Source organism: Clostridium sp. 1001275B_160808_H3 (assembly GCF_015550425.1).
Classification (GTDB): Bacteria; Bacillota; Clostridia; order Clostridiales; family Clostridiaceae; genus Clostridium.
Genome location: NZ_JADNAT010000008.1, coordinates 100,966 through 113,768 on the forward strand (window position 1 = coordinate 100,966; position 12,803 = coordinate 113,768).

General features: G+C 28.7%; 10 protein-coding genes. 1 reads left to right on the forward strand and 9 read right to left on the reverse strand.

Going from position 1 to position 12,803, the window contains the following annotated elements; all coding sequences use genetic code 11:
- Positions 1–56: 56 nt before the first annotated feature.
- A complete protein-coding gene (locus I2A75_RS07775; protein ID WP_195263911.1) occupies positions 57–2,708 on the forward strand; it encodes a glycosyl hydrolase family 18 protein in 2,652 nt (883 codons plus the stop codon).
- A 116-nt stretch (positions 2,709–2,824) separates the two neighbouring features.
- Here the strand turns inward: I2A75_RS07775 and I2A75_RS07780 are convergent, their stop codons facing one another.
- The 9 genes from I2A75_RS07780 to I2A75_RS07820 form a co-directional block, all read right to left on the reverse strand.
- A complete protein-coding gene (locus tag I2A75_RS07780) occupies positions 2,825–3,466 on the reverse strand; it encodes a pentapeptide repeat-containing protein (protein ID WP_195263912.1) in 642 nt (213 codons plus the stop codon).
- A 140-nt stretch (positions 3,467–3,606) separates the two neighbouring features.
- On the reverse strand, positions 3,607–4,785 hold the full coding sequence (locus tag I2A75_RS07785; RefSeq protein WP_195263913.1) for an ABC transporter permease subunit: 1,179 nt from the start codon (positions 4,783–4,785) through the stop codon (positions 3,607–3,609).
- Positions 4,785–5,657: an ABC transporter ATP-binding protein gene (locus I2A75_RS07790; protein WP_195263914.1), complete on the reverse strand. Its 873-nt coding sequence runs from the start codon at positions 5,655–5,657 to the stop codon at positions 4,785–4,787. Before I2A75_RS07790 ends, I2A75_RS07785 begins: the two co-directional genes overlap by 1 nt.
- 134 nt (positions 5,658–5,791) lie before the next feature.
- Positions 5,792–5,995: a hypothetical protein gene (locus tag I2A75_RS07795; protein WP_195263915.1), complete on the reverse strand. Its 204-nt coding sequence runs from the start codon at positions 5,993–5,995 to the stop codon at positions 5,792–5,794.
- A 336-nt stretch (positions 5,996–6,331) separates the two neighbouring features.
- Positions 6,332–7,759: a DUF4179 domain-containing protein gene (locus I2A75_RS07800; RefSeq protein WP_243242091.1), complete on the reverse strand. Its 1,428-nt coding sequence runs from the start codon at positions 7,757–7,759 to the stop codon at positions 6,332–6,334.
- Positions 7,752–8,297: a sigma-70 family RNA polymerase sigma factor gene (locus I2A75_RS07805; RefSeq protein WP_195263917.1), complete on the reverse strand. Its 546-nt coding sequence runs from the start codon at positions 8,295–8,297 to the stop codon at positions 7,752–7,754. Before I2A75_RS07805 ends, I2A75_RS07800 begins: the two co-directional genes overlap by 8 nt.
- A gap of 123 nt (positions 8,298–8,420) precedes the next feature.
- Complete coding sequence (locus tag I2A75_RS07810) at positions 8,421–9,875, reverse strand: PAS domain-containing sensor histidine kinase (RefSeq protein WP_195263918.1); 1,455 nt, start codon at positions 9,873–9,875, stop codon at positions 8,421–8,423.
- Positions 9,876–10,025: 150 nt separating this feature from the next.
- The gene (locus tag I2A75_RS07815; RefSeq protein WP_195263919.1) at positions 10,026–11,966 is read right to left on the reverse strand and encodes an NAD(P)/FAD-dependent oxidoreductase; all 1,941 of its coding nucleotides are present in this window, start codon (positions 11,964–11,966) and stop codon (positions 10,026–10,028) included.
- A 155-nt stretch (positions 11,967–12,121) separates the two neighbouring features.
- Positions 12,122–12,709 (reverse strand): TetR family transcriptional regulator, encoded by a 588-nt coding sequence (locus I2A75_RS07820; protein WP_195263920.1) that lies wholly within the window; start codon positions 12,707–12,709, stop codon positions 12,122–12,124.
- Positions 12,710–12,803 lie beyond the last annotated feature (94 nt).

A 12,803-nucleotide genomic window follows, 5' to 3' on the forward strand; every position in this document is an offset into this window, starting at 1 on the left:
ATTATTTGTTAGCCACTTCTATCACCTTTTTCGATTAATATTTATGGAGGGAAGATATGAAAAAAATTAAAATTAAAAGAATAGTAACTGGAATAACACTTTCACTGTTTACCCTATTTAATCTATCAATACAACCTCAAGCTGCTGTCACAAATAATAATGAAAATATAACACCAACAGCTTCTGGTGTTAGCGATACAGATTTAAGCAGAAAAGTAATTGGATATTTCCCTGAATGGGCATATAAAAGCGAAGTCCAAGGATACTTTGATGCTGCAGATTTGCAATGGGAATCTCTAACTCATATTCAATACTCCTTTGGAATGATTGATCCAACGACTAATAAAATAACACTTGGAGATAAGCATGCTGCTATTGAAGAAACCTTTGCAGATCATCCACTAAGCCATAATGGTAAAGCTGTTACCTTAGATCCAACTCTACCTTATAAGGGCCATTTCAATGTTCTTCAAACAATGAAAAAGCAATACCCGAACGTAAAGCTATTAATGTCCGTTGGAGGCTGGGCTGGTAGTAGAGGTTTTTATACAATGCTAGATACTGATCAAGGCATCAATACTTTTGCTGATTCATGTGTTGAGTTTGTAAGGAAATATAATTTTGATGGTATAGATATAGACTTCGAATATCCATCTGCAACATCAACTTCTGGTAATCCAGATGATCAAGATTTAGCTGAACCTAGAAGAGGCAAGCTAAATGAAAGATATAACCTATTAATGAAGACATTAAGAGAAAAGCTTGATGCTGCTGGAAAGCAAGATGGTAAGAAATATCTTGAAACAGCTGCAGTAACTGCATCTTCATGGGTTCTTGGTGGACTGACTGATAATTCTTATGCTCAATATTTAGATTTTCTTAGTGTAATGTCTTATGATTTTCACGGTGGTTGGAATGAGTTTGTTGAAAACTTAGCTAATATCTATCCTGATCCAGCTGATAGAGAAACTATACAAATGGCCATGCCTACATTAAATATGGATTGGGCTTATAAATACTATAGAGGAGTCTTGCCTCCTGAAAAAATAATTATGGGAATCCCTTACTATACAAGAGGATGGGAAAATGTACAAGGTGGGACTAATGGATTGCACGGCTCTAGTAAAACTCCTGCCACAGGAATATATAATGTTTGGGGCGATGACGTAGATAATAATGGTGTCTTAGATCCTGCAGGAGCAAACCCATTGTGGCATGTACTAAACTTAATGGAAAATGATCCAAATCTAAAAGTTTATTTTGATGAAGTTGGTGGAGTTCCATACGTTTGGCAAAATGAAAAGAAAGTATTCCTATCTTTTGAAAATGAAAAGTCCATAGATAAAAGAGTAGAATATATTAAAAATAAAAACTTGGGTGGAGCATTAATATGGGTAATGAATGGAGACTTTGGACCAAACCCTAATTATAAACCAGGCTCTACTAATATAAATGAAGGAAAATATACTTTTGGAGATACACTAACAAGTAGACTAAAATCTGGCTTAGATGCAATAGGAAATTGTAAAGTAACAGATGATTCTATTCCAGGATTATCTCAAACTGATGTAGACGTTGTATTTGGAGGAAAATATGATCATCCAAATTACACTTATGATATTAAAGTTACAAATAAAACAGATAAAGCAATAGATAAAGGCTGGACGGTAAGTTTTGATTTACCTAAATCAGCAATATTCGCTCAACCACAAGGTGGAACTGCAACAATTGAAGATATTGGAGATTTTAATAGAGTTACAATAACATCATCAGGATGGCAAAACCTCGGAGTCGGAGAAACAGCTTCATTAGCAGGATCAATTAAACTATGCTTTGGAGGAGTTAAGAATTTAACGTTTAATGGAATGAGACCATCCAATGTTCCTGCAAATGGAAACTACGCTCCAACATTAAAAGGCATTTCAAATACTTCAATTAGTTTAGGTGATTCATTTAACCCTCTAACAGGAGTTACTGCTTCTGACAAAGAAGATGGTGATTTAACTAGCAAAATAACTGTTTCTGGATCAGTTAACACATCCAAAGCTGGTGATTATACTCTTAAATATACAGTTGCAGATAGCAAGGGATTAACTACAACTAAAGAAAGAATAATAACTGTTCTCAGAGCATTAGAACCTGGACAACAATTCTATGATCCAAGTAAAACTTACAAATATGGAGATCAAGTTGTCTATAAAGATGCTTTATATGAATGTATTTCTTGGTATATAGCTCCTACAGATGATGGCTCCCCTGCCAACACAAAATATTGGAAATTAATAAGAGTACTTCCTGATGGATCAACTCCTACTGAAAATACTGCTCCTGTAATTAATGGAGTTGCTAATAAACAAATTAATATCGGTACAAGCTTTAACCCTCTAACCGGTGTTACTGCTTCTGATAAAGAAGATGGTGATTTAACTAGTAAAATAGTTGTTACTGGCACTGTTGATACAACTAAAGCTGGTGCTTACAATTTAACTTACTCAGTTACTGATAGTAAAGGATTAATAACTACTGCTAAAGCAACAATTACTGTTGTTAATGATACAACACCAGAGATTCCAGCCTATAGTCCTACTAAAGCTTATGTAGCTGGTGATATTGTTATGTATAACGGTGTTAAATATAAAGCTAAATGGTGGACTCAAGGTGAAACCCCTGGCTCAAATCAATTTGGTGCTTGGGAAAAAATCAGCTAAATTAATATAGTTTATCTCTCCTTTAAATACTAACTAATCTATAAAAAGACAGTATAGAATTTTATTAATTAAAACTCTATACTGTCTTCTTTATAGAAAATATAATTATATTTTCATTATTTAATAACTATGTTCATTAATCTAGTTAAATCTAATGCCTGCATACTAGTAACAATTGCACCTGATAAATCATTTATTTCAACATCTATTCCAGTAATATCACATGTAGTCAAATCTATTTTATTTAGTGATGTTTTATTAAAATATGCAGAAGTTAAATCTGCATTATTAAAATTAACTTTATCAAGTTTAACTTGCTGAAACATGCTTTCTTTAAAATTACAATCTTCTATACATACATTTTTTAACTTTGAATAAGATAAATTTATATATTTGCCAAGGGCGTCGCGAAACGCGACGTCCTTTATATTACATTCATCTAATTTTGCTCCAAGTAGTTTACAGTTAATAAATTCTACTCTATGTATGCTTCCATCTCCTAAATCGACATTAGATAAATCACAGTTTTCAAATCTTGTGTCTAATAAATCTACATTTCTAAGTGATGAATTTTCAAATACAACATTCTTAAATATACAAGAGTCTATTGTAACTCCTTTATTATTCATATTATTTATTTCTATATTTTCTACTATCTTATTTTGAATTTTATCAGCTTCAATTATTTCTTCTATGATATCTTCTACTTCTTCAAAATCATCTAGAAATTTTGGCTTTTGAATCTTATTACCTTTCATAAAAATTTACTCACCACACCTTTATTAATTTTATATATAGATATTATATATTATTAACCTATATATACCTAGAGTAAATTTGTAATGTTAATCTAAAAAGTGTCATGTGCAAGTTTATCCCTTATAGCTCTTAATTAGACTTAGTCAACTAAATTCATTTTATTAACCCTTAAAACACTTAATGCTATAAATGTAATTGAAAATGCCAGCATTAAAAGTACAACCAAATAAATTTTTAAGCTTGGGTTATATAATGTTTTTATTCCTGTAACAAATTCATAAGAATTAGCATACACTATTGGATTTAACAAATCACTAACTCCAATCATATCTGGAAAAATATATAATGATGTAATTCCAAGTCCTAGTATTGCTAATGGTGCAATTTTATTTTTAAATAATGATGAAATAAGTATACCAATAGCTGTAAAAAATAAAGCTACAATAAAATTATATAAGAACATTTTTATTACTATCCGTAGCATTGGTTCTATACTAGTGTAATCTATTATAAAGGTTTCTTGTGCTGGAAGAAGTGTATTATTATTAAATATAGCTACTGGATAATTTATATCACCAAGTTTAGTAATTTTGGTTCCAACTATTAATGGAATTATAAATGATAAAATAACTATGAATGATGATATAATAAAACTACTTAAAAACTTTGATAATAATATTTTCGTCTTTTTTATTGGATAAGAAAATAATATCTTATAAGTCTTTTCTTCAAACTCTCCTGAAATACTCATACTTGAAAATAAAACAAAAACTAGTGGTAACAAAATAATATATATTTTATTAGATATCTGCATAAATAAATTTAATCCACTTGGATAAAATTCATCTCCTTGAATTAATTTTATATTATTTTCATACATATATTCGTACTTTAGAAGGGATATTCTTTCCCTATCATACGTATACTTTGATCCCTCATCCGATCCAAAGCCTTTATTTTTGGTAGATTCCTTTAAGGCATCTATTTCACTTGCTAATATTCTTTTATTATCACCCTTTATTAGGGCTTCCTTCTTTTCTATTTGACTTTCCATCCTCTTCTCATACATATTAACTAAATTTTTCTCATTTTCATCTAACGGTCTTATAGTTTCTATTTCCTTAAAGTAATTTATTTGTCCTTGGAAAGCCTCTATATTATTATTAACTGGCCATAATACGTTACTTTTCACATCCTTATATAAATCATTATATTTCATAGCAAATGCTATATTAACAGCAACTAGTAAAATTAATACACCATAGGTTAATTTATTTTTAAAAGCCCTTCTTAAATCCCAATATATTATCTTCCCCATTATTTATCTCCTTCAAAATAATCCAAATATATTTTTTTCAAATTATTATTTGTTCTTTCAACTGAATTAATCTTTATATTATTTGTAATTAACTTGTTGATTGTATTACTTAAGGTTTCTTCAGTTGATACTATAAGATTATTTTCTTCATCATAATTTCCTTCAAATAATTTTAAATGGGATTCATTTAAAGATTCTCTAATATTGAAATTATAAGTATCTATATTAATTTCATCTCTATTTAATTCATTAATTATATTCCCATTATCTAAAAATATAAATCTATCACAAAGTTCTTCTAAATCTGCTAAAGTATGTGATGATATTAATATTGAATATCCTTTTTCTTTATACTTCTTTAAAAGCTTAATTAAACGAATGATACTTTTTTGGTCTAATCCATTAGTTGGTTCATCCAAAACCAAGATTTCTTTAGCTGATAAAAGCGCTATTGCTACTGCAAGTCTTTGCTTCATGCCTAAAGAATAAGTTGAGGTACGCCTTTTAAACGCTTTTCCTATATCAACAAACTCCAGGATTTCATTAAAATCCTCATCAGATATTCCTCTAATACTCTTAATCATTTTTAAATGCTCATATCCTGTTAACTCCTTATAAAATCCCATATTCTCAATTACCGCTGCAGATTTATCCAATAAAATCTCACGATTTTTAAATACATTTACTCCATCCAACAAAATTTCTCCACTATCAACCTTTAAAAATGTCATTAAGGCTTTCATTAAAGTAGATTTTCCCGCTCCATTATTCCCAACTAGCCCTAGTATTTCTCCATTATTTAATTTAAAAGATATCCCTTTTAATCCTTTTGAATTATTATAAATCTTAAATAAATCTTTGATTTCAAGCATCAAGCTACTCCCCCAATTATTTTCGATTATATAAAAGAAACATAGTAAAAACTATGTTTCTTTTATATTTATTCCTTTAATTAATGAGCATGTTCCCATTTATATTCTGTAGAACTTTGATTATATGCTGCTCCTCACCTATTGCATCTATAAGTTGTTGTCTTTGTTATTGAATATTTTTTACAAATATAATATGAATTATCTTGATATGTTGCTTGTCCTATATAAGCCCAAGATGTGTAACTTGTTGTCTGACCAGAAAAAGTTCCTCCACAATCACATATTAAAGCTCTAGGTTGAACTTCATTAGTTGCCGCTGAACTTTCAATCCTACTCACCCCAATTAATAAAACTACAGCACATAGTAATACCGTTAAAAAAATTTTATTTTATAACCCCTATATATAAATTGTATATTATATTTACTTTTTTTGTAAATACCTTAAAAATATATAGTAGAATAGAAATTTTTATGTATTTTTATCATCAACTTAACAACATTTTATGTTTATATTATATATATTTTATTAAACTTACAATATTTTATCATGGGGTAATTTTATCTTAATGTATTTACATTATAGCCAGAAACATAAAAAACTTATAAATATATCCCTATATAATTAATAAAAATAAAAGTACAACCATTTCAAACTGATTGTACTTTTATAAAACTATCTATTCAAATCAACAGTAAATGTACTATTGTTATATACAGTTACCTTTTCTGATATATCGTAATATTTTATCTCGTAATTTTCTCCAGTTAATTCACCATTAAATTCTACTATAACCTCTCCTGTTTCAGCTAAATATCTTGTAGTATTATACTCCTTAGACTCCAAATTATCCACAGCTTTTATTACTTCATCAGTATCTTTATCCACAATTTCTTTTAGTTCTGCTAATAACCCATAATCAGATTTATAATATAACTTAGTTTTCCCATTATTAACTTCTATTCTTGTAATTGTTGCGTAATCATTTCCCGCCTTATTTTTCAGATTTGTTTCTCCATTAATATTTAATTCTTCACTCAAGCTAAAATCCTCTATTATACCGTTATCTTCTCCTATATTTTCCTTTTTAATTCTTGCATAATTTCTCTCATAAGGTATAAATGTTAACCATTTAGTATCTTCAACTGCCTGCTCAAAGCTAGTGTTAAAATAAAACTTATAATTACTATCATCATCAGTACTACCAAATCCACTTCCATCTTTCTGGCTTATATACCTACCCTTATCGTCAATAACCATGAAATATAAATCCATATCTTCTAAGCCTATATATCCTTGAATTGTTGTATTTATAGGAGTTAATATAAGTTTACTAATTGCAGAATTTTGATAAATATTACTTAAATCAATATTCAAATCATATTCTTTAACCATTCCTTTTAACTTTTCATTACTAACTGGTATATCAAAAGTCCACTCCCCATTAGTAATTTCAGTTTCTTTAATATCTCCTACTTTGTTAATATTTATAGAAAGCATAAATTCATCTGGTATCTCTATATCTCCTCCATAAAAATACTTTTCTTGCTCTTCCTTAGAAATCATAGACCTTATGCCTACATGATAACTTCTAATTCCTGCATATACTTTATTATCATCTAAAAACTTTCCACTTTCTCCATATCCAAATGAAGTAACTTTATCATCTATTTTAACTTCATTCACTAATAAAATAGGCACATATTTCATTGATGTTTCGCTTTCTATTGTATAAAAAATAGATAACTCTGATCCATCATAAATAACATTATTTATAGTTACCTTTAGACCATTACTCTCCTTAGTTATATTTAACTCAGATGAGTATTTATCATAATCCTCATATCTACTTGTCTTAAACAATTCTAATACATTTGATATAATAGGCATCTTATTTGCATAAGTAGTTATGGTTTCTCCAAAAAACATAGTTATTATAAGTAATGCTGCACATATACCTACAACATTTCTAAATTTATTTTTTCTTTTATTTTTTGCCTTATTTATTGCTTTATCAAAAACCTCATTGATATTTTGTGGAAGATATAAATTCTCAGAACTTATTTTATCTCTAATTTTTTTATCTAAAATATCATCAGACATTTTCACTTAAATCTACCTCCTCAACAACTTTCCTTAATTGTTGCCTAGCTCTTGAAAGTCTTGATCTAACAGTACCCTCTGGTATATCTAAAATTATTGCTATATCTTTACTTGACATGTCCTCAAAATAAAATAGCACTGTCACTGTTCTTAACTCCTCACATAGCATACTTATAGCTCTCGTTAAATCTATATCTTCATATACATCGTTATATGTTGCTTGATTTATACCTTCATCTAATGATATTACTCTTTTATTTTTTCTTATTATTTCATTGCATTCGTTTATTAAAATTCTAATTATCCAAGTTTTAAATAAATCATTATTTTTTAGAGTATTTATTTTTTCATAAGCTCTTATAATAGTATTTTGTATTGCATCCTCTATATCGTATTTATTGTTAAGAATGCCTTTTGCAACTTTATAAATACTCAATTTATTTTCATTTATTAGTGCTAAAAACTCATCCTTATTTCCTTTTTTAGCCCTTTCTACACTAGCTTTCTTTTTAAAATTTAATATTGAAATAAGTTCCATCTTCCTCCTCCTAATTTTTACTTAGCTAAGTATTTCACTTATTAGATGGATATCAATACTATAATGTTCATATATTTCGTCATTTTATAAATCTAAATATGTATACACATCAATAAAGCTAATTTAAATATTATAAATATCCGAGAACTCCTTATCGCATTTATTAATAAGATCCCCTAATTCTTCATTAATTTCTTCACCATTTTCTATTTCATTTGAATACAGTCTTATTGTCACTTCAGTGCCCAATCCAACTTCACTCTCTATGCTAATAGCTCCACCATGCATTTCTACTAATGATTTAACTATAAATAAGCCTAATCCACTACCCTCATGTTTTCTTGACAAGCCTTTATCAGCTTGTCCAAATTTGTTAAAAATATTTTCTATGTATTCTTGTGGAATTCCTTGCCCATTGTCCTTTACAGTTATATCTACACAATCTTCATATGCATTAATATTAACTAATATATTTCCCTTTCCATTAATATTCTTTATTGAGTTAGATAATAAATTCAATACTATCCTTTCAATACTATCCTTATTGCACTTTACAAATTTTTCTTCCTCACTCGTATCAAATATTATTGATATGTCTTCAGAGCTAATATAATCTATTACTGCTAAGACTACATTTTCTATTACTGATATAATATTATAATTGTGCATAGATATTTTATAATCTCCAGAATCAATTTTCGTTATATCTATTAAATTATTTACTAATCGTTCTAATCTAAAAGAATTTTTTTCTATTGAAGTAACATATTTTTTAAGAATTATATCATTTAAGTTTTCTTTAAATTCATTTTCCAAGTATGTTTTAATTAATTTATTTGCAGTAATTATTACATTCAATGGAGTTTTAAACTCATGTGATATATTCGTAAAAAACTCATTTTTTAAAGTTTCCATTTGAATTTCATGTTCTAAAAGCTTTTTCTTTTCACTTAAAGTAACTTCATCAGTTATGTTGTCTGCAAGTCCTATAATGATCTTTACTTTTTCACATTCATCTAAAATTGCAAACTTTATTATATTAAACCACACATCTTCATTTCTTATACTAACCTTTTGCTTATCAACAAAATACCCCTTGTTTTCAATTATCCTTAAATCTTCATTTCTACAGATATTAGATTGATACATATTCCAAAAATGAGTATCATCTTTTCCTATTATCTGAGATTTATCTAGCTTCAAGAGTTCTGCATACCTTCTGTTAGTATATACATACTTACCATCTATATCTTTGGCCCATGCAGATACAGGTATGTTGTCTAATATCAACTCTAAATCAAATATATTATATGATTTGTTTTTTAACTCCTTTAAAGTTATCAATCTTAATTCTGTTCCATCTATAGTAATGTCTTTAATAATAGGTTCAACTGTAATTTTATTATTATATTTATCATTTATAGTTATGTATCTATTTGATTTAGCCTGCTCCTTAATCAATTCTAACATCTCTAAATTATGTCCTAACAAATCTTTTAGTGCCTTATTATGGAATTTTATTTTACTATCTTCTATAACCAAGATGTAATCTTGCAATATATTTAGAAATTCCTCCATAAATAGTACCCCTTTCATACATATTTCAACCAATAAAATATTATCATTTTAAATTTTTCAATTCAACCTATTAATGCTGTTTAATAATAATCTAATTATTTGCACAAAAAAAGTGGCACCTAAGTTAGATACCACTACATATTTAATATATTAAATTTTTCTTGCTACTTCAGATGCCTCTTCTATACAATTAAGTGCTCTACGAGCTCTTACTGCATCACCAATTACATGATATGGTATATTATTTTCCTTACAGTAGTCAGATATTTCTTCAAAGTTACGAGATCTTGCTCCTATTGCAACTATAACTGAATCACATGGGACCTCTTTAATCTCTCCATTTTTATCTATAACTATTGATTTTTCCTTTATTTCAATACATTTTGCTTCTGTTATAGTTTTAATTCCTTCATGATATAGATTTTCTATAACACAAATCTTTCTTAATTGCCCTAAATCTTTTGCTACTTCATTAAGCATTTCTACTACGGTTATGTTATCAATATTTCCTGATAAGTATTCAGCAACCTCTAAGCCAACAAGCCCTCCCCCAATAACAACTGCATCTCCATTTACTTTTGATTTACCTGCAAGTATATCATGTGAGTTAGTTACATGAGGTAAATCTGCTCCTGGTACATTTAATTTTATTGGTTCTGCACCAGCTGCTATTATAACTTCGTCTGGATTTATTTCCTTAATTACCTCAGTAGTTACAGGTGTGGATAATCTTATTTCAACACCCTTTCTCTTAGCCATTTCTCCCATTGCAATAGCAGCTTCCTTCATTTCTTCTTTCCTTGGTGCTGCGCCAGCAAGAACAAATTGTCCACCTAATGAATTAGATGCTTCACATAAAATTGGATTATGTCCTCTATCTTTTAACTCTATAGCTGCTTCTAGTCCAGCTACTCCTCCACCAACTATTAATACGTTTTTAGGGTTTTCTGCTTTTTTAATAACGAATTCAGCTTCTCTGCCTAAAGCTGGGTTTCTCATACAAGTTATAAATGGTACATTTGGATCTGTAAATCCATCATAACAACCTTGGTTACACCCTACACAACGTATTATATCATCAACATTTCCATTTTTAGCTTTATTACAGAATTCTGGATCAGCTAATTGAGCTCGTCCCATAACAACCATATCTGCTTTTCCACTTCTAATTATTTCATCTGCTTGCTCAGGATCATTAATTCTTCCAACAGCAACAGTAATCATTCCAGTTTCTTTCTTAATTCTTGCTGCATTTTCAACATTAAATCCTCTTGGTAGGTCAACTGGTGGCACTTCGTATTTTACAGCTGCGCTTGAAAAGTTTCCACGAGATACATCAAGTACATCTACTCCAGCCTCTTTAGCCCATTTACAAAATTGAATAACTTCTTCTATAGTAAGTCCATCTTCTACGCAATCATCATGAGCATCTATTCTCATAAATAAAGGCATATCTTCTGGTATGTTTTCTCTAATGGATTTTATGCATTCTAATAAAAATCTAGCACGATTTTCTAAGCTTCCACCATATTCATCAGTTCTTTTATTAAAAGCCTTACTTAAGAATGAGTGTGGTGTATAATTATGCCCAGCATGAAATTCCACTGTATCATACCCTGCTTCAACAGCACGTCTAGCACCTTCTCCAAATGCCTTGACAGCTTCATTTATTATTTCTTTACTTGCAGCCTTAATAACATAATCTGTTCCATCTACTTTAAAATCACTTGGTACAACTACCATTGCAGTTTGATCCCCAAATAATACAGCTGAACCGCCAAGCCATAATTGAACCCCAGCCATTGCTCCACCTTCATGTATTGCATCAGCAAGCTTTTTCAAACCTGGAATATATTTATCATCTGATATTGATAAAAAGTTCTTTGGTGCAGCTTTATCATATACAGAACATACTTCTGTGAAGTTTAATCCATTTCCTCCTATAGCTCTTGCAACATGATAATTTATAAGCTGATCAGTAACTTCCTTCTCATCCTTTACCATCTTTGTTCCCATTGCAGGAAATTCAATTCTATTTTTTATTTCCATTCCTCTGATTTTTATTGGACTAAAAAGATTATTAAATGCCATTTCACTACCTCCAAAATTTAAATTTCAATATTTCTCCCACCTTCATTATATGACTTTGTTAAATTTAAATCAATATGTTTCAAACATTTTGTTTTAAATTTAACAAAAAAATTATCTCATTTCATCAATGAGATAATTTCCCCTATGTCTATAGTTTACTTATGTTCTTTTAACATTCTAATTATGTACTTTATATATTTAAACCTTGATTCTATATTATCTGATATTTCTTTATCAAAAAGTTCATGGCTTTCACTCATAAATGGATATATAATAGACGAAATAAATATAGCCCTTTTATATTTAACTTCCTCACCCTTGCAATTTAAAACTTCTATCAATATACTATCTAATTTTTTATTTGCTTCTCTTGTATTTTCAATTATTTTTATATCCATCTCATCTTTTTCTTTTGAATCAGTTGCCTCTTTATTCATAACAAGCACACCTGGGTATCTTAATGAATATTCTATAATTTCATTAGCACATCTAATAATTCTCTCTTCATTACTTAACTCTTCATCATCTAAGGGTGAATATGCCTGAGTAATATTATCTATATAAAATTGTTTAACATATTTCAGCATATTATCCTTACTACCAAAATAATAATTTATTGCACTTACATTTACTCCAGCTTCCTTCACTATTGTTCTAATTGAAACATTCGTTGATCCATTTTTTCCAAAAAGATATAATGCCTTATCAAGAATTTTTTCTTCTATCCCCTTTAGTTCCTTCATATCTTCACTCCCAATCCATTTTAATTTTATACTTTTATTTAAAATATAAAATTCTTATATTATATAAATCAAATTAAAAATATTATATCAATTA

Coding starts and splice junctions, on each gene's coding strand:
- I2A75_RS07775 (WP_195263911.1), top strand. CDS start 57: ATGAAAAAAATTAAAATTAAAAGAATAGTAACTGGAATAACACTTTCA.
- I2A75_RS07780 (WP_195263912.1), bottom strand. CDS start 3,466: ATGAAAGGTAATAAGATTCAAAAGCCAAAATTTCTAGATGATTTTGAA.
- I2A75_RS07785 (WP_195263913.1), bottom strand. CDS start 4,785: ATGGGGAAGATAATATATTGGGATTTAAGAAGGGCTTTTAAAAATAAA.
- I2A75_RS07790 (WP_195263914.1), bottom strand. CDS start 5,657: ATGCTTGAAATCAAAGATTTATTTAAGATTTATAATAATTCAAAAGGA.
- I2A75_RS07800 (WP_243242091.1), bottom strand. CDS start 7,759: ATGTCTGATGATATTTTAGATAAAAAAATTAGAGATAAAATAAGTTCT.
- I2A75_RS07805 (WP_195263917.1), bottom strand. CDS start 8,297: ATGGAACTTATTTCAATATTAAATTTTAAAAAGAAAGCTAGTGTAGAA.
- I2A75_RS07810 (WP_195263918.1), bottom strand. CDS start 9,875: ATGGAGGAATTTCTAAATATATTGCAAGATTACATCTTGGTTATAGAA.
- I2A75_RS07815 (WP_195263919.1), bottom strand. CDS start 11,966: ATGGCATTTAATAATCTTTTTAGTCCAATAAAAATCAGAGGAATGGAA.
- I2A75_RS07820 (WP_195263920.1), bottom strand. CDS start 12,709: ATGAAGGAACTAAAGGGGATAGAAGAAAAAATTCTTGATAAGGCATTA.